Genomic DNA, 26968 nt, shown 5'->3' on the forward strand with positions numbered 1-26968 from the left:
CATGACGTCAGAAATCACGTTCTTCGGCGAACCGGAGGTTGGATCGCCGCGCCCCTTCAGCCTTGCGACGCGGGCGGCCGGCCTCGTCTTCGTCTCCGGCCAGTCGGCGCCGCATGACCCGGCGAACGGCATCGTCCGTGGTGAGACGCCGGCCGAGCAGGTGAGGCAGGCGCTGGCGTATATCGCCGCGATCCTGGCCGAGGCTGGCTCCAGCCTAGACCGTGTCGTGCAGATGACGATGCTGATCACCGACCCCAGCGACTACGCCGCCTGCAATGCCGAATATGTGAAGCATTTTCCGAACGGCCAGCCGGCTCGGCATACCGCACGCTTCGGCGTACCGACCGAGGCCAAGGTCGCGTTCGCTTGCATCGCCCTGGCCAGCGAGGGCCGCGCGTCATGACGATCGGCGGTGGGCTCGCGGTTTATTTCGTGATCTGGTGGACGGTGCTGTTCGTGACGCTGCCGTTCGGCGTGCGCAGCCAGGCGGAGAGCGGCGATGTCGAGAAGGGCACCGATCCCGGCGCACCAGTTATGCCGGGTCTCGCCAAGAAGGCGGTGGCAACGACGATCCTCGCCGGCATCGTTTTCTGCATCGTCTGGTATGTCTGGACCAATCTCGATATCTGAACAGTGTTCAGCGTAGAGCAACGTATAGTCCAAAAACAAAAAGCAAGGCTTTCGCCTTGCCTTTGGAAGTCTGTTTTTTACCGTAGTATCGGCGCGCCATTATCGATACGCACTCATATACCAGCGGCTGTTTGTTCCTCCCGAGACCTGGTCCGCGGCGCCCGGAAAACGGTCGGGCGTGCCCAGCGCCAAAGTGATTAGCGGATCGCAATAATGTTGTCACCTGTTTAGGCAGCGTTCGCCCGAACTTTTTGCAAAATTATTCCAGTTTGTTCTTGTGCGGTGCAACATTGTGCTCCGGCGGTGATTCCGCGCCTTGTTCCAGTCATAGGATGTCGCTACCTCGCTGGGGCAGACGCGCCGGGCCGTTCCGGCGGTCAGGAGAGGTTTCCGATGCTTCGCACCACGCTCGCCGCTTTGGCGTTGTCCGCTTCCGTCAGCCTGGCCCTGGCCCAGGCACCCGCGCCGGCCAATCTCGACCCGCAGAACACCCTGGCGCTCGACACCAAGGACGGCCGGGTCACCATCCGGCTGCGGCCGGACCTCGCGCCCAAGCATGTCGAGCAGATCAAGGCGCTGACCAAGCGCGGCTTCTATGACGGCATCGTCTTCCACCGCGTCATCGACGGCTTCATGGCCCAGACCGGCGACCCGAAGGGCGACGGCACCGGCGGCTCCGACCTGCCGAACGTCCCTGCGGAGTTCACCCCGACCCCCTTCAAGGTCGGCTCGGTCGGCATGGCGCGCTCGCAGAGCCCGAACTCGGCGAACTCGCAGTTCTTCATCTGCTTCGAGGGCTGCGGCTCACTGACCGGCCAATACACGCTGTTCGGCGAGGTCGTCTCCGGCATGGACGCCGTGCGCAAGATCAAGAAGGGCAGCAGCGCCAACAATGGCTCTGTCTCCGGCCCCGACAAGATCATCCGCCTGCGCCTGCTGGCTGACGCCAAGTAAGTCGATGCGCCGGTCGCGCCTGTCTGCGCTCGTTCTCGTGTTGCTGGCTTCGGCCAGCGGCACGGTTCTGGCGCAGGACACGCGCGATCTCGGCCTGCCACCGGCCTCGGGCTTCCAGAATCCCGTCCTGCCACCACCTTCGGGCTCGCAGAACCCGGTGCTGCCGCCGCAATCGGGGCAGCGCTATATGCCGGGCATCGGCGGCCCGTTCGGCGAGGGCGCGCGCCGCCCGGTCGTGCCGTCGCCGACGCCCGGCGTCGATCGCGGCGTCATCGGCACCGTCGACCCGGAGACGACCGGCCTCGGCGAAGAGACCGTCGACCGGCTCGACCAGGTCGGTCCGGCCCTGCGGCGCTGCTGGAAGCCGCCCGCGCTCGCGGTGGGAGACAGTGCGAGCGCCAGTGTCCGCTTCAGCCTGCGCCGCGACGGCAGCCTCTTCGGCCAGCCGCGCGTCACCTGGGAAATGCGGCGCGCGCCGCCCGGCCTGCGCGAGCGTTTCACCGACTCGCTGATGCGGGCCGTGCGCGATTGCACGCCGATGAGGTTGTCGCCGGGGCTCGGAGGGAGTATCGCAGGCCGCCCGATTACCATCCGCTTCTTCGGCCGTGTGCCGACCAACGAAAGATCAGTCTGATGTCGCTCGATCCTGAGAACACTCTCGTCATGGAGACCACCAAGGGCCGCGTGGTGATCAAGCTGCGTCCCGACCTCGCCCCCAATCATGTCGAGCGCATCAAGCTGCTCGCCCGCGAGGGCTTCTATGACGGCATTGTCTTCCACCGCGTCATCGACGGCTTCATGGCGCAGGTCGGCTGCCCGCACGGCACCGGCACCGGCGGCTCGAGCCATCCGGACCTCGCCCAGGAGTTCAACGCCGAGCCGCATGTCCGCGGCGTCCTGTCGATGGCGCGCTCCCAGAACCCGAACTCGGCCAACAGCCAGTTCTTCATCGTCTTCGACGACGCCCGCTTCCTCGACAAGCAGTACACCGCCTGGGGCCAGGTCGTGGAAGGCATGGAGAACGTCGACAAGATCAAGCGCGGCGAGCCGGTGCGCGATCCCGACTCCATCGTCTCGATGAAGGTGATGGCGGACGCCTGAGGCGTTCCTGCTCTTAGCAAACAAGGTCATCCCGGCCGGAGCGGCGAAGCCGCGTAGAGCCGGGATCCATGCCTGAACAGCTCCGATTACGCTCCGGCATGGATCCCGGGTCGACCTCCGGTCGCCCGGGATGACTTTTTTGGGATCGGCCCATGGACGTCGACCTCTTCGACTTCGATCTGCCTGAGGAACGCATCGCGCTGCGGCCCGTGAGCCCGCGCGATGCGGCAAGGTTGCTCGTCGTCCGCCCTGGTACGTCCGAGCCCCTTGAGGATCGCGGCATCCGCGATCTCGTTGAACTGCTCCAGCCCGGCGACGCGCTGGTTCTGAACGACACCCGCGTCATCCCCTCGCGGCTCTGGGGCCGGCGCTATCGCGGCGAGGCCTCGGCCCGCATCGAGATCATGCTGCACAAGCGCGCGGCGGATGATCGCTGGCGCGCCTTCGCCCGCCCGGCCAAGAAGCTCAATGTCGGCGAGACGATCGTCTTCGACAGCGACGGCGCCGGCAATGCCTGCGAGCTCTCCCGACTTCAGGCCGAGGTCGAGGACAAGGGGGAGGGCGGCGATATCGGCCTGCGCTTCTCGCTGACCGGTCCTTATCTCGACGAGGCGATCGCGCGGCTCGGCGAATTGCCGCTGCCGCCCTATATCGCCGGCAAGCGGGCGACCGACCAGGCCGACACCCGCGACTACCAGACGACCTATGCCCGCGAGGAAGGCGCCGTCGCCGCACCGACCGCCGGATTGCACTTCACGCCGGAGCTGTTCGAGGAGCTCAAGCAGCGCGGCGTCTCCAGCCATTTCGTCACGCTGCATGTCGGCGCCGGCACTTTCCTGCCGGTCAGGGCCGAGGACACCGACGAGCACCGCATGCATGCCGAATGGGGCACGGTCAGCGCCGCGACCGCCGATACGCTCAACGCCGTGCGCGCTGCCGGCGGCCGCATCGTCGCGGTCGGAACGACCTCGCTGCGCCTGCTCGAAAGCGCGACCGGCGAGGACAGCATCATCAAGCCGTTTTCGGGCGACACCGCGATCTTCATCACGCCGGGCTATCGCTTCCGCGCCGTCGACCTGCTGATGACCAATTTCCACCTGCCGCGCTCGACGCTGTTCATGCTGGTCTCGGCCTTCGCCGGCCTCGACCTGATGAAGCGTGCCTATGCCCACGCCATCGCCGGGGGCTATCGCTTCTATTCCTATGGCGATGGCAGTCTGCTGTTCCGGGCCAACGCTCGGGCTTGAGCGCTATTTGGCCGGCAGCGGCGGCACCCCCTTCTGCCACTCACCCCAGTCGCCGACGATGTGATCGACGACGCGCGAGCCGACCGCCTCGACATTGGCGACGGTCTCGGCGAAGCCCCCGGCCGTCTGGCCCGGCGCCGGGTCGAGATGCTGCTGCGTCGTCTCGTTCGGGTTGCCCTGGTCGAAATTGACCGCGCCACGCAGGCTCAGGATCCGGTCGGTGCCGAATTGCCGCTTGATCACCAGCGTGATCGCTGCCGCCTCCATCTCGGTGATGACGTAGTCGTCGGCGCCGTAGAGCTTGGCCATGTACTGCGCCTCCTTCGACAGGCCGGGCCCGTGGAAGAAGGTGTCGCCGGTCATGTGCGTGCCGGTCTGGACGGAGGGCGCGGCCCGTGCCCGCTCGTTCGGGTAGCGCTGGCGATATTGCTTCGCCGACTCCGAATCTTGCAGGTTGACGCCGGCACTGAGCCGCGTCGCCCAGCCGACCAGCGCCGGGTTGAGCTTGAAGACCCGATATTCCTCATAGCCCTTGCGCGGGATGAACACTGGCTCACCCGGCTTACCCTCTTCCGGTGCCCAGCGATGGCCGAGATCGTAGTCGACCAGCCAGGTACCCCAGGAGACGTCGCCGATCGTGCCGCGCGAGGGCGGCGTGCCGGCGACGCCGGTGATGACGAAATAGGCCTGCGAGAAATCATACTCCGGGTCGAGCAGGATCGCCTGCATCGAGGAGGAGGAATTAACTTTGCCCATGCCGAGGACAGCGCCGCAGACGCCGGCCTCGTTGCAATAGACCGGCTTCAGGGCGCCGCGGGCCTCGTGCGGCTGGCTCTTCTGCCAGTAGCGCTCATACCAATGCTGGAACTCGCCAGCCCGGTCACCGGTATTGGCGCCGATCTCGAACATCGAGGCGACGAAGACTTTGACCTTGGTCGGCGCTGCCTCCGCCGTGCCGAGTGTGGTGAGGCTGAGAAGGGCTGCTCCCAGCCCGCTGGCGATCCGGTTCATGGCGGTCTCCCTTGCAATGGCAGAAGCGTAAGCAAGGTGCCTGCCACGGACCGCGCGATCAAGCGTGGGCTTCGGGCGGCGCGCTCATCGGGATCGGCTTGATCACGTCGATCAGCACGCCGCTCGGATCGGAGGTGATGAAGTGGCGCTGGCCGAACCATTCGTCGCGCAGTTCCTGCAGGATCGGCAGGCCGGCCGCCTTGAGCCGGGCATATTCCGCATCGGCATCCTCGACCTCGAAATTCAGGATCAGCCCGCCGACACGCCCCCGGCCGGGGAGGGGGATGGTGTCGTGGCTGCCATCCAGCACCGCCAGCGTCACCCGCTCGTCCACGGTCGATTGCAGGTGGACGTACCAATCGGCTTCGAACAGGGCCTGGAAACCGAAATGCGCGCTATAGAAGGCGGCGGTTTCGGCGACTTTCTCGGTCATGATCACCGGGTAATAGCTGGTGACTTTCATTGGCTTGCCTGCTTTTCTTTATAAACATACAATCTGCATGTTTATGTGAATTAACATACAGGCTGCACGTATGCAAGAAATTGGACGCCGGTCCAACAAGGACCGCTCCGACACCACCCGCGCCGCATTGGTCGCTGCGGGGCGCAAGCTCTTCGTCGACCGCGGCTATGCCGAAACCGGCACGCCCGAGCTGGTGGCGCAAGCGGGCGTGACGCGTGGCGCGCTCTATCATCACTTCGCTGACAAGCGGGCCCTGTTCCGTGCGGTCGTCGAGGCGGAATCGGCGACGGTCGCGCATGAGATCGAGAGCGCGGCGCGTCCCGGTCTTTCGCCGCTGAAGGCCCTGGCGAAGGGCGGCGCGGCCTTCCTGGAGGCGATGCGGGTTCCGGGCCGGACCCAGCTTCTGCTGATCGATGCCGCGGCGGTGCTTGGCCGCGCGGAGCTCGACGCCATCGACGCTCGCCATGGCGGCCGGACCTTGCGTGAAGGACTCGCGGCGGCGATGCAAGCCGGCGCGCTGCCGGCGCTGCCGCTGGCGGAGACTGCGCAGCTCTTCGGCGCGGCCTACGACCGCGCCGCGCTCGCCATCGCGGCCGGCGCCGACCCCGGCGAGTGGCGCAAGCTCATCGATACGGTGCTCGCCGGATTGGCTGTGCCGGGTGTATCGCCGCCCTAGAGCCGCGCTGACGGCTCTGTGTGGCCGTTCCGGCTCGCATTCCGCCGGCAAAGGTGCTACCCGGCATGCGCAGTTTTCCAGCTTCGCGCGAATTCTGTTCGTTCGACCGATTCCGGTCGGCTGGACAGCGCGCGAAGATCAGTCTGAGGCGTCATGTCCGATATTTTCCGCGAGATCGACGAGGAGGTTCGCCGCGACAAGGCGACTGCCGTCTTTAAGAAGTACGGCAATGTTTTCATCGCCATTGCCGTGCTGGCTGTCGCCGGCGTCGGTGGCTGGCAGTTCTGGCAGCAGCAGGAGCGCAAGAAGGCCGAGGCCGTCGGCGCCAAGTTCGAGGCGGCGGTGCGTGCCTCGCGCGACAACGACGCCAGCGCCGCCGAGGCGACGTTGGCCGAGCTCTCCGCTAATGCGCCGGCGGGCTACCGCCTGCTGTCGCGCTTCCGCCTCGCGGCCGAGGTCGGCAAGCGCGATGCGGCCGCCGGTGCGACCGCCTTCGACGCCCTCGCCAACGATGCCTCGCTCGACCAGTATCATCGCGATCTCGCTCGCCTGCGCGCCGGTATGTTGCGCGTCGATCTCGTTCCGTACGCCGAGCTGCGCAAGGAGCTCGAGCCGCTGGCGACGCCGGCCGGGCTCTGGCGCCATTCGGCCCGCGAATTCCTCGGCATCGCCGCGTTGAAGGCCAATCTCTTCGAGGATGCCGGGCGCTGGTTCGATGCGGTCGTCGCCGATCCGCAATCGCCGCAGGTGCTGCGCCAGCGCATCGAACTCTATCTGACGCTGGTGCGTGGCGGCCCCGTCACCATCAAGAACTGACACCGACGCCGTCGACCCCGGCGGCATCGCTGAAGCAATAGGCGTCGGATTCACTCCGGGAGGTGGCGGGCCACTTTTCGGGGAGAGTCCGATGTTGCATTAAAGACGGATCATGAGCGCCATCATCGCCATCGTCGGCCGGCCCAATGTCGGCAAGTCGACCCTGTTCAACCGGCTCGTCGGCAAGAAGCTCGCGCTGGTCGACGACCAGCCGGGCGTCACCCGCGACCGTCGCGAGGGCGAGGCCAGCCTCGGCCATCTGCGCTTCACGGTGATCGATACTGCCGGTCTCGAGGAGGCTGACAAGGATTCGCTTGCGGGCCGCATGCGCGCGCAGACGCAGACCGCGATCGATCAGGCTGACGTCATCCTGTTCATGATCGACGCCAGGCTCGGCTTGACGCCGATGGACCAGCCTTTCGCCGACCTGGTGCGTCGCTCCGGCAAGCCCGTCATCCTCCTCGCCAACAAGGCCGAGGGGAACAAGGGCAAGGACGGCGTCATGGAGGCCTACTCGCTCGGCCTCGGTGATCCCGTGCCGTTCTCGGCCGAGCACGGCGAGGGTACCTCAGACCTGCTCGAAGCACTGATGCCTTATGTCGCCGACGAGCCGGAGGAGGACGACGAGGACGAAGCCTGGGCCGATGCTCCTGCCGCTGACACGGCCGACGAGGACGACGACCCCGGCCGTCCGGTGCGTGTCACCATCATCGGCCGCCCCAACGCCGGCAAGTCGACGCTGGTCAACAAGATGATCGGCGAGGAGCGCCTGCTGACCGGCCCCGAGGCCGGCATCACCCGCGACACCATCTCGGTCGAATGGGAATGGCGCGGCCGGCCGGTCAAGCTGTTCGACACCGCCGGGATGCGCAAGCGCGCCCGCATCGACGAGAAGCTGGAGAAGCTCGCCGTGGCGGATTCGCTGCGCGCCATCCGCTTCGCCGAGGTCGTGGTCGTGCTGCTCGACGCCACCATCCCCTTCGAGAAGCAGGACCTGACGCTGGCCGACCTGACCGAGCGTGAAGGCCGCGCGGTCGTCATCGGCCTCAACAAATGGGACCTCGTCGCCGACAAGCAAGGCCTGCTCGCCGAACTCAAGGAGAAGGCGCATCACCTGCTGGCGCAGATCCGCGGCGTCGAGATCGTGCCGCTCTCCGGCATTGCCGGCGAGGGCATCGACCGGCTGATGCAGGCGGTCTTCCGCGCCTATGAGGTCTGGAATCGCCGCGTCTCGACCGCGAAGATCAATCGCTGGCTCGAAGGCGTGCTCTCCGCCCATCCGCCGCCGGCTGTGGCTGGTCGCCGCATCAAGATCCGCTACATGACGCAGGCCAAGGCACGGCCGCCGACCTTCGCGCTGTTCGGCAACCAGCTCGATCACCTGCCGGTGTCCTATACGCGCTATCTGGTCAACAACCTGCGCGAGGCATTCGAACTGCCGGGCACGCCCGTGCGGCTTCACACCCGCGGCGGCGAGAACCCTTACGACAAGAGCAAGGGCTGATGCTGGAGACCGTCAGCGCGCTCTTCCTGCGCGCCGACGGGCGGGTGCTGCTGGGTCTGCGTGCCTCTTGGAAGCGCGCCTGGGCCGATCACTGGGATGCGATCGGCGGCCGGGTCGAGGCCGGCGAGGGACTCGACGAGGCGTTGCTGCGCGAATGCCGCGAGGAGGTCGGGCTGGCGCCGCTGACCTATCGCTTGATGCTTTCGGCTGAGGAGCGCTTCCCTGAGCGCAACGGCGCGGCGCTGCACCACATCTATGTCGTCTCGGGCTGGGAAGGCGGCGAGGCGGAAAACCTCTCCGACGAGCATGTCCGGATCGGCTGGTTCTCGCTCGACGAGATGGCCGCGCTGCCGAACCTGACCGTGCCCGACCTGATCGCGGTGGTGCGGGAGTATGCGGCGGCGTGATGAGGGGCGCGTCATGCTCGGGCTTGACCCGAGCATCTCATGACGGGAAGGCGCCTTTATCGGCCAGAAATTCTCTGCGCTTCGCTTCGGTTGAGAATGACGGCGACAGCTATTGCGGCTGCTACGGCCTCGGCATCCTGCTTTGCGGGTGGACGATGATCTCGCCGTCGCTCAACGCTGCGCGGGAGTATTGCTTGGAGACGTCAGCTCGCGCGCTTTGGTCTCGTCCGCGCGAGCCCCATCCTGATCGCCTGCTGCGCGTTTGGCTGCGGCGCGGAAGCTGTAATTCTCGTCGGAGTTCGGCGCCAGACGGATGGCTTCATCGAAATCGGCGATGGCCTTGGCAAAATTGCCCTGGTCGAGATGGGTCAGGCCGCGAACGGATCGGGCCTTTTCCAATGTGGGCGCGAGGGCGATGGCCCGATCGAGATCGGCAAGAGCCTTGTCGGGCTGTTTGAGCCAAGCTTGGATCGATGCGCGTGTGACAAAGAAATCCGCTTGTGACGGGTCGAGGCGGATGGCGGTGTCGAGGTCGCGCAAAGCCAGCTGGAGGTTCCGCATATACAGCAGATGGGCCTTCCCGCGCTTGGAGAATGCAATGGCCGCTGTCGGCCCAAGGGCGATGGCCCGGTCATAATCGGCGATCGCCTGAGCGTACGCGTCGCCTGTCCCCGGTGCCAGAATATCTCCGCGATCGAGGAGGACGGCAGCGAGCTCGCGGCCCGTGAGGCTCCCGCTGTTGATCAGCCTCGTGCAGGCTGCGAGAGCCCTGTCGTGACGTGCGATGATCTCTTGGGCACGGGCGATGATCTCCTGCGCATCCGCCGACGGCCCCGCAAGCGATAACGCGCTGCTCGAGCGACAGGTCTGGCGCAGTTCCTCTGTCAAAGCGGAATCGGGGCTAATGCGAGTGCTGTCCGCTACGGCTTGCCCGGCTGTCATCACAGCTATCGACAAACCGAAGGCAGCGAGGGCAGACAGCGGGGAGAGGGAGCGTTGACGCATTTTACCGCTGTGCTCACCTCTTCCAGCCAGTTTTCAGGGCGTCCTCACGCCGGCATCTGCGGCGTCAGAACCTTGCCCTGCGGGAAGTCGAAGATCTTGCCAGTCTCGATCCAGCTTGGCGCGGCGATCTCGACCAGATGCGGCGCCAGTTCCTCCGGCGTCTTCAGCGTCATCGGGTCCTCGCCCGGCATGGCCTGGGCGCGCATGCGGGTGCGCAAAGGGCCCGGATTGACCAGCATGACGCGCAGATTGGTGTTCCGGGTCTCGTCGGCATAGCTGCGCGCCATCGCCTCGAGCGCAGCCTTGGAGACCGCATATGGCCCCCAATAGGCGAGGCCCTTATGCGCGGCGCCGGAGGACAGGAAGATCGCGCGGCCGGATTCGGAGGCCTTGAGCGCCGGCTCGACCGATTTCAGCAGCCGCCAATTGGCGCTGACATTGATGTCGAAGACCTCGGACCATTCCTTGGCGCTGACATGGGTCAGCGGCGAAAGCGGGCCGAGGATGCCGGCATTGGCGAGCAGGATGTCGAGCCGGCCCCAGCGCTCCAGCAGGGCCGGGCCGAGCTTCTCGATCGCGGCGGCATCGGCGAGGTCTGCCGGCACCAGGGTCGCAGTGCCGCCGATCGCCCGGATCTCGTCGTCGAGCTCTTCGAGTGCACCAGTGGTGCGCGCCAGGGCGATCACATGCGCGCCGGCCTGCGCAAAGCTGAGCGCCGCGGCGCGGCCGATGCCGCGCGACGCGCCGGTGACGAGCGCGATGCGCCCTTCCAGAGGCTTGGTCATCGAAATCCCGTCGAAAGGCTCAGCCGGCGGCCAGAAGCGAGATCTGCTGCTTGGCGCTCTCGCCGATGACGTCGGTCAGCGAGGTCGGATAGTCGCCGGTGAAGCAATGGTCGGTGAACTGCGGCCGGCTCGGGTCGCGCTGCTCATGCCCCATCGCCTTGTAGAGGCCGTCGACCGAGATGAAAGCGAGCGAATCGGCGCCGACGAACTGGCGCATCTCCTCGAGCGTATGGGTCGCGGCGAGCAGCTTCTGCTGGTCGGGCGTGTCGATGCCGTAATAGTCAGGATGAGTGATCGGCGGCGACGAGATGCGGAAATGCACCTCGCGGGCGCCGGCTTCGCGCATCATCTTGACGATCTTCAGCGAGGTCGTGCCGCGCACGATCGAATCGTCGACCAGCACGATGCGCTTGCCTTCGACCACGCTGCGATTGGCAGAATGCTTCAGGCGCACGCCGAGCTCACGCACCTTCTGCGTCGGCTCGATGAAGGTGCGGCCGACATAGTGGTTGCGGATGATGCCGAGCTCGAACGGGATGCCGCTAGCCTGGGCGTAGCCGAGCGCCGCCGGCACGCCGGAATCCGGCACCGGCACGATGACGTCGGCATCGGCTGGTGCTTCGGCTGCGAGCTGCGCACCCATCGCCTTGCGGCGCTCATAGATGCTGCGGCCCTTCACGATCGAATCCGGCCGGGCGAAGTAGATGTATTCGAAGATGCAGGGCCGTTCCGCTACGGGCGGGAAGGGCTTGTGGCTCTCGATGCCCTGCTCGGAGATCACGACGACCTCGCCATTCTCGATCTCGCGGACGAACTTGGCGCCGATGATGTCGAGCGCGCAGGTCTCGGAGGTCAGGATCGGGCAGCCATTGAGGTCGCCGAGCACCAGCGGACGGATGCCGAGCGGATCGCGCGCGCCGACCAGCTTCTTGTTGGTGATGCCGACGAAGGCATAGGCGCCCTCGATTTGCCGCAGCGCGTCGATGAAGCGCTCGATAAACTTCGGCTTGCGGCTGCGCGCCACGAGATGGAGCAGGACCTCGGTGTCGGAGGTCGACTGGTAGATCGCCCCGTCGCGCACGAGATTGCGCCGCAGCGTCAGGCCGTTGGTCAGGTTGCCGTTATGCGCCACTGCGAAGCCACCGCCATGCAGCTCGGAAAAGAGCGGCTGGACGTTGCGCAGGATGGTCTCGCCGGTGGTCGAGTAGCGGACATGGCCGATCGCCTGCTTGCCCTTGAGCTTCTCGATCACGCTGGCGTCGGAGAAGACGTCGCCGACCAGGCCGAGCTGGCGCTCGGTATGGAAGCGCTTTCCGTCGAAGGAGACGATGCCGGTCGCCTCCTGGCCGCGATGCTGCAGGGCATGCAGGCCGAGCGCGGTCAGTGCCGCGGCGTCGTCATGGCCGAAGATGCCGAAGACGCCGCACTCCTCGCGCAAACGGTCGGCGTTCGGGTCGAACACGGCGTCGGCATCGTGGATCAGGCTCATCGCAGGCTCCATCGCGACTTCTATTCAATCAGGGCCGGCGTTGCGCCGGGGCGGGCGCCGCGCCGGTGGTGGCCGGAGCGGTCGTATCGATCACGCGCTGCAGCGCCTGCCGGTCGGTGGCGGGCGCCTGGGTGCGGCGCTGCGGGTCGGCCGGGGCGGTGCCGCCGGCCGGCGGGTTGGTGCCGGGCGTGCGCGGCTCCTCGGCCGGTGTGTCGGTCGACTCGGGTGTCTTCGGCTGCAGCAGCTTCTTCACGAACTCTGAATCGATATCCTGCGGCAGCATTGTGAGCAGGCTGCGGCCGGTTTCTTCCAGCAGCGGCTTCGAGCGCGAATCGCGCGCCCAGGCCGGCTGCATCTTCTCGGGCACCAGCGCGGTGAAGAAGAGATAGCCGACGACCGCGAGCAGCAGGCCGCGGCCGGCGCCGAAGACGAAGCCGAGGGTACGGTCGAGCGCGCCGATGCGCGAATCGAGCACGAAGTCCGAAATCCGCGCCGTGATCAGCGAGACGACGATCAGCGTGCCCAGGAACAGCGCCGCGATCACCACGACCAGCGCCACGGTCTTGTTCGGGATGTGCTGCTGCGCCAGCGGCAGCAGCTGAGGATGGAAGATCCAGGCGACGACGGCCGCGGCCGCCCAGGAGGCGATCGCCAGCACCTCGCGCGTCAAGCCGCGCACGGCTGCGAGCAAAGCCGAGATCAACACCACGCCGATGACGACGAGATCGAGAATGGTCACAGGCATGTCTGGGCCGCTTCGCTGCAAAATCGGGGCCGGCACGCGTCAAATGGGTGGGCCGGGCGGATTTTGCTATACCCGCTCGCGTGCCGCGCGTCACCCATGCAGTCGGCTCATTTTGCACTGCGAGAGCGGGATCCGATCAGCTTGTCCAACTTGATCGGCAAATCCGTCTCTCCCCGTTGAAATCGAGACCATTTTACCGGTCGGCTTGCGGAGTACGCTGGCTGGAGCGGGCTCGAGGAGCCGTCGCCGCGATTTCCGCGACGAGTTCGCCGACATGGCTGAGGCGCCGCAATCTCAGGCCGTTGCCGTCGCCGATATCGGCTCCGGCCGAGGGCAGAACCGCACTTTCAAAACCGAGCTTCGCGGCCTCGCGCAGCCGCGCAGCAGCGACCGAGACCGGCCGGATCGCGCCGGACAAGGCGATTTCGCCGAAATGGACCGCGCCCGAGGGCAGGATTGCCCCCGTCAGCGACGAGACGAGCGCGGCGGCCACGGCAAGGTCCGCCGCCGGCTCGCCGACGCGCAGGCCGCCGGCGACGTTGAGATAGACATCGTGTTGGCCGAGCTTCAGGCCGCCATGCGTCTCCAGCACCGCCAGCACCATGGCGAGGCGGCTGTTCTCCCAGCCGACCACGGCACGGCGCGGCGTGCCGAGCGCGCTCGGCGCCACCAGCGCCTGGATCTCGACCAGAACCGGCCGCGTGCCCTCGATGCTGGCGAGCACGGCCGCGCCCGGCGCATCCTGGTCGCGCCCGGCGAGGAACAGGGCAGAAGGGTTGCCCACTTCGGAGAGGCCCGCACCCGTCATCTCGAAGACGCCGATCTCGTCGGTCGCGCCGAAGCGGTTCTTCTGGCCACGCAGGATCCGGAAGGCGTGTGCGCCTTCGCCCTCGAAGGACAAAACCGCGTCGACCATGTGCTCGACGACGCGGGGCCCGGCGATCTGACCGTCCTTGGTGACGTGACCGACCAGGATCAGGCAGGCGCCCGAGGTCTTGGCATAGCGGATCAGCGCCTGAGCCGAGCCGCGCACCTGCGTCACCGTGCCGGGCGCGCTCTCGACCTCGGAGGACCACATCGTCTGAATCGAATCGATCACGACGAGGGCAGGGCATTCGCCCTGGCCGAGGGTCGCGATGATGTCCTCGATATTTGTTTCGGCGGCGAGGTCGACCGGCGCCTCGGCGAGGCCCATGCGCTGGGCGCGCAGACGGACCTGGCTGGTCGATTCCTCACCCGAGACATAGACGACGCGCCGGCCGGTCATCGCCATGGCGGCGCAGGCCTGCATCAGCAGGGTCGACTTGCCGATGCCGGGATCACCGCCGATCAGGAGGACAGAGCCCGGCACGAAGCCGCCACCGGTGACGCGGTCGAGCTCGCCGATCCCCGAGACGATGCGCGGCGCATCCTGCGTCTCGCCTTTCAGGCTTTCCAGCGCGAAGATGCGGCCACGGGCCCGTCCGCCCGAGGGCGGCCGGCCACCGCCGGGAACCGGCGCGGCCTGCGCTTCCTCGGAGAGCGACGACCAGGTGCCGCAAGAATCGCACTTGCCCTGCCAGCGATGATAAACCGCGCCGCAGGCCTGGCAGATGTAAGTCGGACCACGCTTGGCCATTTAGAGCCTAGAGCCCGACATAGCGCCGCGCATGGCGGCGGCCGAGGCTGGTCAGGATCTCGTAGCCGATCGTCTTGGCGCCGGCGCCAACAGTTTCCAGGTCTAGTTCGCCGCCGATCAGCGTCACCAGGGCGCCGCGTACTGCGGCATCAGCCGGTGCATCGGAAACGTCGACGATGATCAGGTCCATCGAAACCGTGCCGACAAAGGGGCAGCGAATCCCGCCGACCAGCGCCGAGCCGCCCTGCGAGCGATCGGTCCAGCTCGCATTGCGCGGATAGCCGTCGGCATAGCCCAGGCAGATGGTTGCGAGCTTGCGCCGGCCCTTCGCCGTCCAGGTGCCGTTATAGCCGACCTGCGTTCCGCCCTCGACCTCGCGCAGCTGGATGATCTGCGCCTCGAGCCCGACCACCGGCCGCATCGGGTTCGGCTTTCCGGGTGTCGGATTGCCGCCATAGAGCGCGTAGCCCGGTCGGGTGAGCTGGTAGGATGGGCAGCCCGGCAGGAAATGGCCCGAGGAATTCAGGAGGGAGGCCGGCACGCCGGGGAAGGCGGCGGCGATCTCGGCGAAGGCGGCGATCTGCCGGGCAGTGGCCGGATCATCGATCACCTCCGAGGCGGCGAAATGGCTCATCACCAGCCCGATGCCGGCAGCGGCGATCACCCCGCTCTTCTCGCGCGCCAGGTCGAGCCCTTCGCCCGGCCAGAGCCCGAGGCGGTTCATGGCCGTGTCGACATGCAGCGCCGCCGGCCGGACCTTGGCACCGCTCTGCCGGAAGCCGGCCCATTCGAGCAGCTCCTCATGCGAGCCCAGCACCGGCGAAAGGTCGTGCTCGGCATAAGCTCCGCCCGTCTCCGGTGCGAGGCCGTTGAGCACATAGACCGCCGCGTCGGGGGCAACCGCACGGGCCCGCACCGCTTCCGAGAGATGCGCGACGAAGAAGGTCTTGCAGCCGGCCTTGGCCAGCGCGGTGACCGCCGGCTCGATGCCGATGCCATAGGCATTGGCCTTGACCACGGCGGCGGCTTCCGTGCCGGCGCGCTGCTTCAGCATGCGCCAATTGGCGACGAGCGCGCCGAGGTCGATCGTCAGAATGGCGCCGTGGCCGGCATTCTGGGGCGTGTCGAAGGCGTTCATTCGAGGCGCTCCGGTAGGTGGCTCTGGTCAGCCCTGTCGGAGAATCGCGTCACGTCGGCGTCGAACTGCAGGGCGACGGTTCCGGTCGGGCCATGGCGCTGCTTGCCGATGATGAGCTCGGCGAGCCCGTGGGCCGCCTCCATCTCCATCACCCACTTGTTGTGGTCGTCGGTGCCCGGGCGGGGCTCCTTGCCCTTGAGATAATACTCTTCGCGATAGACGAACATCACGACGTCGGCGTCCTGCTCGATCGAGCCGGATTCACGCAGGTCCGAGAGCTGCGGGCGCTTGTCGTCGCGGCTCTCGACCTGACGCGAAAGCTGGGAGAGCGCGACGATCGGGACGTTGAGCTCCTTGGCCAGCGCCTTCAGGCTGGTGGTGATCTCGGTCAGTTCCTGAACGCGGTTCTGGCCGTTCTTGGCGGAGCCGGAGAGCAGCTGGAGGTAGTCGATGAACAGGATGTCGAGGCCCTTCTGGCGTTGCAGCCGGCGGGCGCGGGCGACGAGCTGGGCGATCGAGATGCCGCCGGTCTGGTCGATATAGAGCGGCAGCTTCTCGATCTGAGCGGCGACGTCGGTCAGCCGGGCGAAATCACCCTCGGTGATGCGACCCTGCCTGATCTTGTAGGAGGAGATGCCCGACTGCTCGGCGACGATACGGGTGGCGAGCTGGTCGGCCGACATTTCGAGCGAGAAGAAGCCGACGATGGCGCCGTCGACCGACTTTAGCGTACCGTCCTCCTGGCGTTCAGCGCGCCAGGCCTTGGCCATGTTGAAGGCGATGTTGGTGGCGAGCGAGGTCTTGCCCATGGCCGGGCGGCCGGCGAGCACGATCAGGTCGGAACGCTGCAGGCCGCCCATGCGCTGGTCGAGGTCGCGCAGGCCGGACGAGATGCCGGAGAGGCCGCCGGCGCGCTGGAAGGCGCTCGCCGCCATGTCGATGGCGAGCCGAAGCGCCCCGTCGAATTTCTGGAAGCCGCCCTCATAGCGGCCCTTCTCGGCGAGCGCGTAGAGCTTGCGTTCGGCATCCTCGATCTGCTCGCGCGGCGCCATCTCGACCGGCGCGTCATAGGCGACGTTGACCAGTTCCTCGCCGACGCCGATCAGCTGGCGGCGGATGGCGAGGTCGTAGATGGTCCGGCCATAGTCGCCGGCGTTGATCACGGTCGTCGCCTCGGCCGCGAGCCGCGCGAGATATTGCGGCGCAGTGATGCCGCCGAGATCGATCTCGCCGATGAAGGTCTTGAGCGTGATAGGCGTCGCGATCTTGCCCGCCCGGATCATGCTGGCCATCATCTCGAAGATGCGCCGGTGCAGCTCCTCGAAGAAGTGCTCGGGCTGCAGGAAGTCCGAGACGCGGTAGAACGCGTCATTGTTGACCAGGATGGCGCCCATCAGCGCCTGCTCCGCCTCGATGTTGTGAGGCTGGACGCGGAAGTTCGCCTCGTGACTGGTTTCGAGACGGGCGACGAGGGCGGTGGCGCTGGACATAGCCTTGGATAGGTCAATGCCGGTGAGTCATGAACCGGAACAAATTGAGAACACCCTGAATACCGCTAACTCTGCACGCTGTCCACAGAACATGAAAAAGGGCGCCGTGTTGCCACGGCGCCCATTGACTCTCGTAAGCCGCTGGAAGGGCTCAGCGGTCGTCGTCGTCGCCGGCTTCGGCCAGCGCAGCGCCGACCTCGAGGCCGAGATCGTCGAGGTCGAACTCCTCGCGAGCCGTGACGTTCTCGCCGGCAGCCTGCCGCTCGGCTTCCTGAGCCGAACGGGCGATGTTCACGGTCACGGTGACCGAGACTTCCGGGTGCAGCACGACCGGGAGGGTGTGCAGGCCGAGCGTCTTGATCGGGGTGTTGAGCGTGACCTGGTTGCGGTCGACCGAGAAGCCGGCGGCGCTCAGCGCCTCGGCGATGTCGCGGGTCGAGACCGAGCCGTAGAGCACGCCCGACTCACCCGACTGGCGCAGGATCACGACCGACTGCCCGTTGAGGCTCTCGGCAACCGAATCGGCCTCGCGCTTCAGCTCGAGGTTGCGGGTCTCAAGCTGGGCGCGCTGGGTCTCGAAGCGCTTCTTGTTGTCTTCGGTGGCGCGCAGGGCCTTGCCGCGGGCGAGCAGGAAATTGCGGGCATAGCCGTCGCGGACGCGGACGGTTTCGCCCATCTGGCCGAGCTTGGCGACGCGTTCGAGCAGGATCACTTCCATGGGTCTTCTCCTTCAGAGTTCGTGTTCGAGGTATTGGCAGGCGTTGAGTTCAGGCAGCAGGCGACGCCGGCGGCTTGCGCCGGCGAAGGTCGATCAGCGCGTCGGCGATGCCGAGCAGCGCAAGAAACGGGAAGACGGTGATCAGCATGATCACCAGCGCGAGGTAGACCGCGAACAGGGTCGGCGTCCGCCAGGCCTTCCCGCGGCTGAGTTCGTGAACGGCGGCGAGACCGGCAAGGCCGAAGGCAGCGATCAGCGCTCCGGCCAGGGCAGCGCCGGCAAGACCGACGAAGCCGCCGGCGAAGCTGAGCAGGATGCCGCCGACGAGCCCGGCCACCGCCTGCGCCGGCAGGCGCGTCGAGGGAATGAAGGGCCAGGGCCGCGGCAGCCGGCCGGAAAGCTGGACCGCCTTCGCCGCCAGCCAGAGATTGGCGACGATCATCGGCACGAAGGAGGCGCCGGCAGCGGCAGGGACCAGCGCTGCGAGCCGCGCCGCGAGCTCCCCGGCGTCGACACCGGACGGCAGCCGCACCACCGGGCCGATGCCCTCGCCGCCAGTGAGCACGAGCCGCAGGCCGTGCGTCATGACACGGTGGTAGGTCTCGAAATCGGTCGAGATGGCGAGCGCGCCGCCGACTGTCACCAGCGTCGCGACGGCGGCGATCCAGACCAGCAGGCGCCCGAGCGGGTACCATTCGCTATTGCCCTGGTCATCGCCGCGGGCCAGCAGGGCGAGGTAGGCGATCCACCAGGCCGGCAGGGCCGCGCCGATCGCGAAGGCGAGCCCGAGCGAGAGCTTGAGCACGACGGTGACGGCGAGCGTGCCGGCGGCGACCGCCACCAGCCCGGCGCGGTGGTTCCAGCCGAGGGCGGCAATGAAGACCGGGAGCGGCGCGACATAGGACAACAGCAGCGCCAGCGGCGATCCGGTGATCACCACTGTGAACAGAAGGGCTGAGACCAGCCCGGCGCCGATGCCGACGATGGGGAGCATATCCGTCCTGCTGTCCCGCTGCTCGAAAAGGGCAGGGTGAGAGGCTGATGCCTCAACATACCAGACGGGTTTTCACCGCCTGGCGACTCAGAAGCATCGGCCCGAAAAGTGGAAACCCGTTTTCGGGAAAGCCGACGCAGTAGGCTTATGTCAGATAGAAGACCCGGCGGCGCTGGGCGCCGCCGGAGAAATCCTCATCCGCTCAGCGGATGACGTAGGGCAGCAGGCCCAGGAAGCGGGCGCGCTTGATCGCCTGGGCGAGCTCACGCTGCTTCTTGGCCGAGACGGCCGTGATGCGCGACGGCACGATCTTGCCGCGCTCGGAGATGTAGCGCGAGAGCAGGCGCACATCCTTGTAGTCGATCTTCGGCGCGCCCTCGCCCGAGAACGGGCAGGACTTGCGGCGGCGGAAGAAGGGGCGGCGGGCGCCGGCGGATGCAGTCGACATGCTCAGGCCTCCCCAGCGGGGGTTTCGGTGGTCGCTTCGTCTTCACGACGCGGGCGCTCGCGGCGCGGGCCGCGGTCACGGTCGAAACGGTCGCCGCCACCCGGGCCGCGGTCGAAACGGTCACCGCGCTCGTCGCGGTCGCGCTTCTGCAGCATGACCGACTGACCTTCCTCGAGCGCCTCGACGCGGATCGTGATGAAGCGCAGCACGTCCTCGTTGATGCGCATCTGGCGCTCCATCTCGGCGATGGCCGCCGCGGGAGCGTTGATGTTCAGCAGCGAGTAGTGCGCCTTGCGGTTCTTCTTGATGCGATAGCCCAGCGACTTCACGCCCCAGTACTCGACCTTGGGGACGGAACCGCCATTCGCCTCGACGATGCCCTTGAACTGCTCGACAAGGGCCTCGACCTGCTGCGCGCTGACGTCTTGCCGCGCGAGCAGAACGTGCTCGTACAATGCCATGATTGGCCTTTCTTCGTTCACCGGTTTCGTTCGACGCGGAGCCCTCCGAGCCCTGGATAAAGGCCCGACAGGATTTCTTCGAAGGCGGAGACACGGGACGGCGGCTCTCCAGGGAGAGGCCTACAAAACGCTTCCTTGTGGGAATCGCTTCGCCGTCCGTTCAGCCTCCGGCCGAACAAACCGAGGCGGTCGTTACATCGGGATGATGCGCCTTGCAAGCCGAAATCGTCGGAAAACGCCGGCGCCAGTCGACTTTAGTCGCGTAAACGCCTTGACTTGGCCGGCTGCACGGTGCGAGTGCGCCAAACTTGTTAACCAAGCATCGTTTTTTGGGACCATTGCGGTATGGCGACGGCTTTCATCTTTCCAGGGCAGGGTTCGCAGGCCGTCGGCATGGGCAAGGCGCTCGCCGAAGCCTTTCCGGTGGCGCGCGCCGTCTTCGACGAAGTCGATGCCGCGCTTTCGCAGAAACTCTCCACCCTGATGTGGGAAGGCCCGGGCGAGGAACTGACCCTGACGGCCAATACCCAGCCGGCGCTGATGGCGACGAGCCTCGCTGCGATCCGTGTGCTCGAGGCCGAGGCCGGAGTCTCGCTCAAGGGTGACGCCGCCTTCGTCGCCGGCCATTCGCTCGGCGAATATTCGGCGCTGGCCGCGGCCGGCACCTTCTCGATCGGCGATGCTGCCCGGCTGCTGCGCATCCGTGGCGATGCGATGCAAAAGGCGGTGCCGGCCGGCGAGGGCGCCATGGCCGCACTGCTCGGCGTCGAGCTCGACCAGGCCCGCGCCATCGCAGCCGATGCCGCCCAGGGCCAGGTCTGCCAGGTGGCCAACGACAATGGCGGCGGCCAGGTCGTGCTCTCCGGCGCCAAGGCGGCGGTCGAGCGGGCGATCGCTCTCTCCAGTGAACGCGGCGTACGCCGCGCCATGCTCCTGCCGGTCTCCGCACCCTTCCATTGCGCCATGATGCAGCCCGCGGCCGAAGCCATGCAGGCGGCGCTCGCCGAGGTCTCGATGCAGGCGCCGATCGTTCCCGTGATGGCCAATGTCGGCGCCGCTCCGCTCAGCGATCCCGCCGCGATCCGCGCCTCGCTGGTGGCGCAGGTCACCGGCACCGTGCGCTGGCGCGAATGCGTCGAGGCGATGGCGGCGGCCGGCGTGACCCGGTTCTATGAGGTCGGCTCGGGCAAGGTGCTCGCCGGCCTGGTCAAGCGCATCGCGGCGGGAACGGCGGCAGTGTCGATCGGCTCGCCCGACGATATCGCGGCTTACAAGGCCCAGAAGGGCTGACCGGTAATAGAGCCGGCGATCAAGGGAGGCAGTATGCTCGATCTGACGGGAAAGAAGGCGCTGGTCACCGGCGCCACGGGCGGCCTCGGTGGCGCGATTGCGCGCCGGCTCCATGCCCAGGGCGCGACCGTTGCTCTGTCCGGCACCCGTGTCGAAGCCCTGGAGGTGCTGGCGAGGGAGTTGGGCGAGCGGGTGGAGATCACGCCCTGCGACCTGTCGAACCGCGATTCGGTCGAGGCGCTGGTGCCGGCGGCCGAAGCCAAGCTCGGCGGCCTCGACATCCTCGTCAACAATGCCGGCGTGACCCGCGACAACCTCTTCATGCGCCTCAAGGACGAGGACTGGGATCTCGTTCTCGCCGTCAACCTCACCGCGGCGTTCCGGCTCTCGCGGGCGGCGGTGAAGAGCATGATGCGCCGTCGCTATGGCCGTATCGTCTCGATCGGCTCCGTCGTCGGCACCAGCGGCAATCCGGGGCAGGGCAACTATGCCGCGTCCAAGGCCGGGCTGATCGGCATGTCGAAGTCGCTGGCCGCGGAGGTCGCGAGCCGCAACATCACCGTCAACGTCGTCGCGCCCGGCTTCATCGAGTCGCCGATGACCGATGTGCTGAACGAGAAGCAGCGCGAAGGCATTCTCGCCGACGTGCCGATGGGCCGGCTCGGGCAGGGATCGGACATCGCCGCTGCCGTCGCTTATCTCGCCAGCGAGGAGGCCGGTTACGTCACCGGGCAGACCCTGCACGTCAACGGCGGAATGGCAATGATCTGAACTGGTTAGTTCAGATTTTTGATACACCTAAAGGTTTGTGCGGCGCTCTCGCCAGCCCATTACGAGTGTGTTAATGACCCTGCCGGCCAAGCGCCGATCGGTGTTCAGGGGACTTGACGCCGGCCCGGTTGTTGCGTTTGTGCAGCCATGAACTCCCGGCATGGTCCGCCGCCAGGCGAAGGATACGGGCCGGGAAATCAGTTTCACCCACGCGTCGCTGTCAGCGGTGTGTTTTCGAGGTTTGAGGGAAAGACCCATGAGCGATGTCGCCGAGCGCGTGAAGAAGATCGTGATCGAGCACCTCGGCGTTGAGCCGGAGAAGGTTGTCGAGGGTGCCAATTTCATCGAGGACCTCGGCGCCGACAGCCTCGACACCGTCGAGCTGGTCATGGCTTTCGAGGAAGAGTTCGGCGTCGAGATCCCGGACGACGCGGCCGAGACGATCGTGACCGTCGGCGACGCGGTCAAGTTCCTGTCGAAGTCGGCCTGACGAGGCCTTGGCCCCGGCGAGTTTGAGCCGGATGATTTCAGTTGGAAACGCAAGGCGATTCCAACTGAAATCTGAATCCGTCTTTCATCGAAAGTTGGGGCAGGATTCATGCGAAAAACTGGTTTCCACTTTTTCGCATCCTGCTCCAGCGCGCCGGAGCTGAATTAAGGAAGACCGATGCGACGTGTCGTCGTCACCGGACTGGGCATGGTGACCCCACTCGGCTGCGGGGTCGAGCCGAGCTGGTCGCGCATTCTGGCTGGCGAAAGCGGCGCCGGCCCGATCACTACTTTCGACGTCTCCGACCTGCCGGCCCAGATCGCCTGCAACATCTCGCGCGGCGATGGCTCGAACGGCACCTTCAATCCCGATGATTGGATGGAGCCGAAGGAGCAGCGCAAGGTCGACGATTTCATCATCTTCGCCATGGCCGCGGCGACGCAGGCGCTGCGCGATTCCGGCTGGAAGCCCGAGAGCTATGAGGACCAGATCGCGACCGGTGTCGCCATCGGTTCCGGCATCGGCGGGCTCGGCGGCATCTACGAGGCCTCGCTGCTCCTCAAGGAACGCGGTCCGCGCCGGCTCTCGCCGTTCTTCATCCCCGGCCGCCTCAGCAATCTCGCCGCCGGCTATGTCTCGATCGAGCACGGGCTGAAGGGCCCGAACCACGCCGTCGTCACCGCCTGCTCGACCGGCGCCCACGCCATCGGCGACGCGGCCCGCATGGTCGCGCTCGGCGATGCCGAGGTCATGCTGGCGGGCGGCGCCGAATCGGCGATCAACCGCATCGGCATCGCCGGCTTCTGCGCCTGCCGCGCGCTCTCGACCGGGTTCAACGAGACGCCCGAAAAGGCCTCGCGCCCCTATGACAAGGATCGTGACGGTTTCGTCATGGGCGAGGGCGCCGGCGTCGTCGTGCTCGAGGAGCTCGATCACGCCAGGGCCCGCGGCGCACGCATCTATGCCGAGATCGTCGGCTACGGCATGTCGGGCGACGCCTACCACATCACCTCGCCTTCCGAGGATGGCGACGGCGCCTATCGCTGCATGCAGGCTGCGCTGAAGCGTGCCGGCCTGCGCGCCTCGGACGTCGACTACATCAACGCGCATGGCACCTCGACGCAGGTCGGCGACGAGATCGAGCTGCGCGCCGTCGAGCGCCTGCTCGCCAACGCCCCGGCTCGGCCGGCCATGTCCTCGACCAAGTCGGCGACCGGGCATCTGCTCGGTGCTGCCGGCGCGATCGAGGCGATCTTTTCGATCCTGGCGATCCGCGACCAGATCGTGCCGCCGACGATCAATCTCGACAATCCGTCGGTCGAGACCGAGCTCGATCTCGTGCCGCACAAGGCCAAGAAGCGGAAGGTCGACATCGCTCTGTCGAATTCGTTCGGCTTTGGCGGCACCAACGCCTCGCTCGTGATGCGCCGCTTCGCCGACTGAGGACAAGCGCGCTTTTGCCACAATTTTCGCTAGCCTGTCGCCGGCGTCGTGGCAGTATGCGGCCGGCATAGCCAATAGAGCCCGTTCCGACCAGCTTGCACTGCGAGCCGATCGGTAAAACGGTCTCTAAACTCAAAGTGAGAGACGGATCGACGCCGGCATCGCCGGGCGCGATGTCAGGGAATCGGGCGAAAACATCATGAGTCAGCCGCCTCGCGTCGCGCCGAGGAGCCCCAACGAAGCGCTGAAGCCAGTCGCGCCGCCGGCCCCGCCGCCGAAGGCGCGCAAGCGCCGGCGCTCGCCTTTCATCGCCCTGCTCAGCGGACTGTTCACGACGGCTCTCGTCCTGGCCGGCGCGCTGGGCGGCGGCATCGCCTATCTCGACAGCCGCAGCAAGGCACCGGGGCCGCTCGCCACCGATCGCGTCCTGATCATCCCGAAGGAGCACGGGGTGACGGAGATCGCCGACCTGCTGCAGCGCGAGGGACTGATCGAGCACCCCTGGGCATTCAAGGTCGCCGCCTATACCTCGGGCAAGGCGGCCAGCCTCAAGGCCGGCGAATACCTGTTCAAGGCGCGCGCCAGCCAGAAGGACATCCTCGACGTCATCGCCGAGGGCAAGGCGGTCGAGCATTCGATCACCATCCCCGAGGGGCTGACCAGCGAGCAGATCATGGCTCGCCTGCAGCAGAACGATATGCTCGCCGGCGATGTCATCCAGGTGCCGCGCGAGGGCGCGATCCTGCCTGATACCTACAAGTTCCAGCGCGGCTCGACGCGCCAGGCCATCGTCGACCGGATGACGCGCGACCAGCGCCGTATCCTCAACGAGGTCTGGGCCAAGCGTCCGGCCGATCTGCCGATCAAGACGCCGGCGGAGCTGGTGATCCTCGCTTCGATCGTCGAGAAGGAGACGGGCCGGGCCGATGAGCGGCCGCGCGTCGCCGGCGTCTTCATCAACCGGCTGAACCGCAAGATGAAGCTGCAATCCGATCCGACGATCGTCTACGGCCTCGTCGGCGGCAAGGGCACGCTCGGCCGCGGCATCACCCGCCCCGAAATCACCCAGGCGACGCCCTACAACACCTATGTGATCGAGGGCCTGCCGCCGGGGCCGATCGCCAATCCGGGCCGCGCGGCGCTGGAGGCGGTCGTCAACCATTCACGGACCAAGGATCTCTACTTCGTCGCGGATGGCAGCGGTGGTCACGCCTTTGCCGAGAGCCTGGAGCAGCACAACCGCAACGTCGTCCGCTGGCGCCAGGTCGAATCGGCTCGCCGCGAGGCTGGCCGTCCGTCGGCCGATGGCGGCGTCGACCGGGCCGAACCGCCGCCAGGGCCGGATCAGCGCACCGAAGCTCCACGCTCGGACAACCAGGCCGCGACCGCGCCTGACCAGGCCGAGCCGGAGTCCTTCCCGGTTCCCGGCAATCGCCGCGCGGCGGCTGGGCAGCCCGGAGCGGCGAGCGGTCCGGCAGGCACGCGGGCGCGTGCCTTCGACGCCTCGGAAGGCACGACGCGGGATCCGCTGCTGAACAAGACCTTCGATCTCAACAGCCCCAAGCAAGTGCCGCCGCTGAAGCCCTGACCGAGCTTTCCACATCTCGCGCTTGTCGTCGCTGCCGGGCCTGAATAGGGTCCGCCCGCATCGCGCATTCCGCTCGGCCGTTCTGGTCGAGATCGGAATTCGCGTCGGCATATGACTTGCGAGAAGGAAGACAGGGGCTGATGGCGATCGAGAGCATGACGGGGTTCGCGCGAGCGGCCGGCACGTCCGGGGCGCACGCCTTTGCCTGGGAGGTCCGCAGCGTCAATGGCCGGGGCCTTGATGTCCGCGTCCGCGTCCCGACCGGGCTCGACAGCTTCTCCGAGGCCGCGCGCAAGCAGTTCTCGGCCGCCTTCACCCGCGGCACCCTCCATGTCAGCCTCGCCATCACCAGCGAAGCGTCGGCTCCGCGCCCGCGCATCAATCAGGAGGCGCTCGCCGCCCTGATCGAGGCCGCGAGCCAGGTGAAGCTGCCGGCCGGAATCGCGCCGGCGACGCTCGACGGCCTGCTGGCGATCCGCGGCGTGGTCGAGGTCTCGGAGGAGAGCGGTGATGCCTTGTCCGAACTCGAGAAGCCGGTGCTCGCGGCGCTTGCCGATACGATCGCGGCGCTGAAGCACGCGCGGCTCGCCGAGGGGCGGGCGTTGGAGGCGATCATCACCGGCCATCTCGACACCATCGCCCGGCTGACCGCCGAGGCGGAGGCCCACCCGGGCCGCAGCGTCGAGGCGATCCGGACGCGCCTCGCGGGACAGATCGCCGCGCTGCTGGATACGAGCAACGCTTTGGAGCCGCAGCGACTGCATCAGGAGGCGGCGCTGCTGGCGGTGAAGGCTGATATCCGCGAGGAGATCGACCGGCTGCAGGCCCATGTCGCGGCGCTGCGCGAACTGCTCGCCCAGGGCGGCCCGATCGGCCGCAAGCTTGACTTCCTGGCTCAGGAATTCGGCCGCGAGGCCTCGACGCTGTGCGCCAAGGCGGGCGATCCCGGCCTGTCGCGCATCGGGCTGGATCTGCGCACGACCGTCGACCAACTGCGCGAGCAGGTTCAGAACGTGGAGTGATGGCGATGGCCGATCTCATTCGCCCGGCCCGCCGTGGCCTCATGCTGGTCCTGTCGTCGCCATCGGGCGCCGGCAAGTCGACGCTGACGCGGACGCTGTCTCAGAAGGAAACCAATCTCGACCTTTCGATCTCGGTGACAACGCGCGAGCGTCGCCCGTCCGAGATCGATGGCGTGCATTACCGCTTCATCGAGCGCCAGGACTTCGACCTGCTGCGCGAGCGCGACGATCTGCTTGAGTCGGCCGAGGTCCATGGCAATGGCTATGGCACTCCGCGCAGGCCTGTGGAGGACGCGCTGAAGGCGGGGCGCGATGTCCTGTTCGACATCGACTACCAGGGCACGCAGCAGATTCTGGAGAACGCGCGCGAGGATGTCGTCGCGATCTTCATCCTGCCGCCCTCGATGGCGGAGCTGCGCTCCCGCCTGGTCCGGCGGGCCGAGGATGCGCCGGAGGTGATCGCACGCCGGCTCGCCAATGCCCGCGACGAGATCGCGCGCTGGCACGTCTACGACTACGTGATCATCAACGACGATCTCGGCGCCGCCTACGAGTCGGTCCGCTCGATCCTGGCGGCCGAGCGGCTGAAGCGCAGCCGCGCCACCGGCATGCCGGCCTTCGTCGAGACCCTGCTGGGCGAGCAGGTCGGCTGAAGCCGGGGGGC

At 67.0% G+C, this 26968-nt stretch carries 30 protein-coding genes; 17 read left to right on the forward strand and 13 right to left on the reverse strand.

What is annotated here, in order from left to right; all coding sequences use genetic code 11:
* The first annotated feature begins 1 nt into the window (after position 1).
* From ASE66_RS26180 to queA, 6 genes are all read left to right on the forward strand, one after another.
* Positions 2-403 carry a RidA family protein gene (locus tag ASE66_RS26180; RefSeq protein WP_057192651.1) on the forward strand — a complete coding sequence of 134 codons (402 nt, stop codon included), beginning with the start codon at positions 2-4 and terminating at the stop codon, positions 401-403.
* Positions 400-630, forward strand: a complete 231-nt coding sequence (locus ASE66_RS26185) for a DUF1467 family protein (RefSeq protein ID WP_057192652.1) — start codon at positions 400-402, stop codon at positions 628-630. Before ASE66_RS26180 ends, ASE66_RS26185 begins: the two co-directional genes overlap by 4 nt.
* A gap of 393 nt (positions 631-1023) precedes the next feature.
* The gene (locus ASE66_RS26190; RefSeq protein WP_057192653.1) at positions 1024-1584 is read left to right on the forward strand and encodes a peptidylprolyl isomerase; all 561 of its coding nucleotides are present in this window, start codon (positions 1024-1026) and stop codon (positions 1582-1584) included.
* A 4-nt stretch (positions 1585-1588) separates the two neighbouring features.
* On the forward strand, positions 1589-2218 hold the full coding sequence (locus tag ASE66_RS26195) for a hypothetical protein (protein ID WP_057192654.1): 630 nt from the start codon (positions 1589-1591) through the stop codon (positions 2216-2218).
* Positions 2218-2685, forward strand: a complete 468-nt coding sequence (locus ASE66_RS26200; protein ID WP_057192655.1) for a peptidylprolyl isomerase — start codon at positions 2218-2220, stop codon at positions 2683-2685. The genes ASE66_RS26195 and ASE66_RS26200 overlap by 1 nt, the downstream gene beginning before the upstream one ends.
* 152 nt (positions 2686-2837) lie before the next feature.
* The gene (gene queA, locus ASE66_RS26205; RefSeq protein WP_057192656.1) at positions 2838-3932 is read left to right on the forward strand and encodes a tRNA preQ1(34) S-adenosylmethionine ribosyltransferase-isomerase QueA; all 1095 of its coding nucleotides are present in this window, start codon (positions 2838-2840) and stop codon (positions 3930-3932) included.
* Positions 3933-3935: 3 nt separating this feature from the next.
* Here the strand turns inward: queA and ASE66_RS26210 are convergent, their stop codons facing one another.
* Both ASE66_RS26210 and ASE66_RS26215 read right to left on the reverse strand, forming a co-directional pair.
* Positions 3936-4943, reverse strand: a complete 1008-nt coding sequence (locus ASE66_RS26210) for a purine-nucleoside phosphorylase (RefSeq protein WP_057192657.1) — start codon at positions 4941-4943, stop codon at positions 3936-3938.
* Positions 4944-5001: 58 nt separating this feature from the next.
* Entirely contained in the window at positions 5002-5406 is a 405-nt protein-coding gene (locus ASE66_RS26215) for a VOC family protein (RefSeq protein ID WP_057192658.1), read from the reverse strand.
* A gap of 70 nt (positions 5407-5476) precedes the next feature.
* Here ASE66_RS26215 and ASE66_RS26220 point away from each other — a divergent pair, with 70 nt between their 5' ends.
* From ASE66_RS26220 to ASE66_RS26235, 4 genes are all read left to right on the forward strand, one after another.
* Entirely contained in the window at positions 5477-6082 is a 606-nt protein-coding gene (locus ASE66_RS26220) for a TetR/AcrR family transcriptional regulator (RefSeq protein ID WP_057192659.1), read from the forward strand.
* Between the two features lie 153 nt (positions 6083-6235).
* Positions 6236-6898: a tetratricopeptide repeat protein gene (locus ASE66_RS26225; RefSeq protein WP_156412334.1), complete on the forward strand. Its 663-nt coding sequence runs from the start codon at positions 6236-6238 to the stop codon at positions 6896-6898.
* Positions 6899-7010: 112 nt separating this feature from the next.
* The gene (der, locus tag ASE66_RS26230; RefSeq protein WP_057192660.1) at positions 7011-8402 is read left to right on the forward strand and encodes a ribosome biogenesis GTPase Der; all 1392 of its coding nucleotides are present in this window, start codon (positions 7011-7013) and stop codon (positions 8400-8402) included.
* Positions 8402-8809 (forward strand): NUDIX hydrolase, encoded by a 408-nt coding sequence (locus ASE66_RS26235; protein ID WP_057192661.1) that lies wholly within the window; start codon positions 8402-8404, stop codon positions 8807-8809. Before der ends, ASE66_RS26235 begins: the two co-directional genes overlap by 1 nt.
* Positions 8810-8980: 171 nt before the next feature.
* On the opposite strand, the gene ASE66_RS26240 is transcribed toward ASE66_RS26235, so the two are convergent.
* The 11 genes from ASE66_RS26240 to rpsF form a co-directional block, all read right to left on the reverse strand.
* Positions 8981-9697 (reverse strand): tetratricopeptide repeat protein, encoded by a 717-nt coding sequence (locus ASE66_RS26240; RefSeq protein WP_162262536.1) that lies wholly within the window; start codon positions 9695-9697, stop codon positions 8981-8983.
* Between the two features lie 161 nt (positions 9698-9858).
* Entirely contained in the window at positions 9859-10599 is a 741-nt protein-coding gene (locus tag ASE66_RS26245) for an SDR family NAD(P)-dependent oxidoreductase (RefSeq protein WP_057192663.1), read from the reverse strand.
* Between the two features lie 19 nt (positions 10600-10618).
* Complete coding sequence (gene purF / locus ASE66_RS26250; RefSeq protein WP_244495066.1) at positions 10619-12088, reverse strand: amidophosphoribosyltransferase; 1470 nt, start codon at positions 12086-12088, stop codon at positions 10619-10621.
* A 28-nt stretch (positions 12089-12116) separates the two neighbouring features.
* Positions 12117-12833 (reverse strand): CvpA family protein, encoded by a 717-nt coding sequence (locus tag ASE66_RS26255; RefSeq protein ID WP_082613740.1) that lies wholly within the window; start codon positions 12831-12833, stop codon positions 12117-12119.
* A 193-nt stretch (positions 12834-13026) separates the two neighbouring features.
* Positions 13027-14451, reverse strand: coding sequence for a DNA repair protein RadA (radA, locus tag ASE66_RS26260; RefSeq protein ID WP_057192665.1), 1425 nt, complete (start codon positions 14449-14451; stop codon positions 13027-13029).
* A 7-nt stretch (positions 14452-14458) separates the two neighbouring features.
* Positions 14459-15589, reverse strand: a complete 1131-nt coding sequence (gene alr / locus ASE66_RS26265) for an alanine racemase (RefSeq protein WP_057192666.1) — start codon at positions 15587-15589, stop codon at positions 14459-14461.
* Entirely contained in the window at positions 15586-17079 is a 1494-nt protein-coding gene (locus tag ASE66_RS26270; protein WP_057192667.1) for a replicative DNA helicase, read from the reverse strand. The genes alr and ASE66_RS26270 overlap by 4 nt, the downstream gene beginning before the upstream one ends.
* Positions 17080-17230: 151 nt before the next feature.
* Positions 17231-17797, reverse strand: coding sequence for a 50S ribosomal protein L9 (gene rplI / locus ASE66_RS26275; RefSeq protein ID WP_057192668.1), 567 nt, complete (start codon positions 17795-17797; stop codon positions 17231-17233).
* 49 nt (positions 17798-17846) lie between these two features.
* Entirely contained in the window at positions 17847-18791 is a 945-nt protein-coding gene (locus tag ASE66_RS26280) for a DUF2232 domain-containing protein (protein ID WP_057192669.1), read from the reverse strand.
* Between the two features lie 202 nt (positions 18792-18993).
* Entirely contained in the window at positions 18994-19239 is a 246-nt protein-coding gene (rpsR, locus tag ASE66_RS26285; RefSeq protein WP_038367644.1) for a 30S ribosomal protein S18, read from the reverse strand.
* A gap of 2 nt (positions 19240-19241) precedes the next feature.
* Positions 19242-19700, reverse strand: a complete 459-nt coding sequence (gene rpsF, locus ASE66_RS26290) for a 30S ribosomal protein S6 (protein WP_057192670.1) — start codon at positions 19698-19700, stop codon at positions 19242-19244.
* A 345-nt stretch (positions 19701-20045) separates the two neighbouring features.
* Between rpsF and fabD the strand changes: the two genes are divergently transcribed.
* From fabD to gmk, 7 genes are all read left to right on the forward strand, one after another.
* Positions 20046-20990: an ACP S-malonyltransferase gene (gene fabD, locus ASE66_RS26295; RefSeq protein WP_057192671.1), complete on the forward strand. Its 945-nt coding sequence runs from the start codon at positions 20046-20048 to the stop codon at positions 20988-20990.
* 33 nt (positions 20991-21023) lie between these two features.
* Positions 21024-21761 carry a 3-oxoacyl-[acyl-carrier-protein] reductase gene (fabG, locus tag ASE66_RS26300; RefSeq protein WP_057192672.1) on the forward strand — a complete coding sequence of 246 codons (738 nt, stop codon included), beginning with the start codon at positions 21024-21026 and terminating at the stop codon, positions 21759-21761.
* 256 nt (positions 21762-22017) lie between these two features.
* Positions 22018-22251, forward strand: coding sequence for an acyl carrier protein (locus ASE66_RS26305; RefSeq protein ID WP_043236751.1), 234 nt, complete (start codon positions 22018-22020; stop codon positions 22249-22251).
* Between the two features lie 177 nt (positions 22252-22428).
* Positions 22429-23694 carry a beta-ketoacyl-ACP synthase II gene (gene fabF / locus ASE66_RS26310; protein ID WP_057192673.1) on the forward strand — a complete coding sequence of 422 codons (1266 nt, stop codon included), beginning with the start codon at positions 22429-22431 and terminating at the stop codon, positions 23692-23694.
* A gap of 199 nt (positions 23695-23893) precedes the next feature.
* Positions 23894-25282, forward strand: a complete 1389-nt coding sequence (gene mltG, locus ASE66_RS26315; RefSeq protein WP_057192674.1) for an endolytic transglycosylase MltG — start codon at positions 23894-23896, stop codon at positions 25280-25282.
* A 140-nt stretch (positions 25283-25422) separates the two neighbouring features.
* Positions 25423-26304, forward strand: a complete 882-nt coding sequence (locus tag ASE66_RS26320; RefSeq protein WP_057192675.1) for a YicC/YloC family endoribonuclease — start codon at positions 25423-25425, stop codon at positions 26302-26304.
* Positions 26304-26957, forward strand: a complete 654-nt coding sequence (gene gmk / locus ASE66_RS26325; protein ID WP_057192676.1) for a guanylate kinase — start codon at positions 26304-26306, stop codon at positions 26955-26957. Before ASE66_RS26320 ends, gmk begins: the two co-directional genes overlap by 1 nt.
* Positions 26958-26968: the final 11 nt, after the last annotated feature.

Origin of the sequence: Allobosea sp. Root483D1, assembly GCF_001429505.1 — a bacterium.
Taxonomy (GTDB): domain Bacteria; phylum Pseudomonadota; class Alphaproteobacteria; order Rhizobiales; family Beijerinckiaceae; genus Allobosea.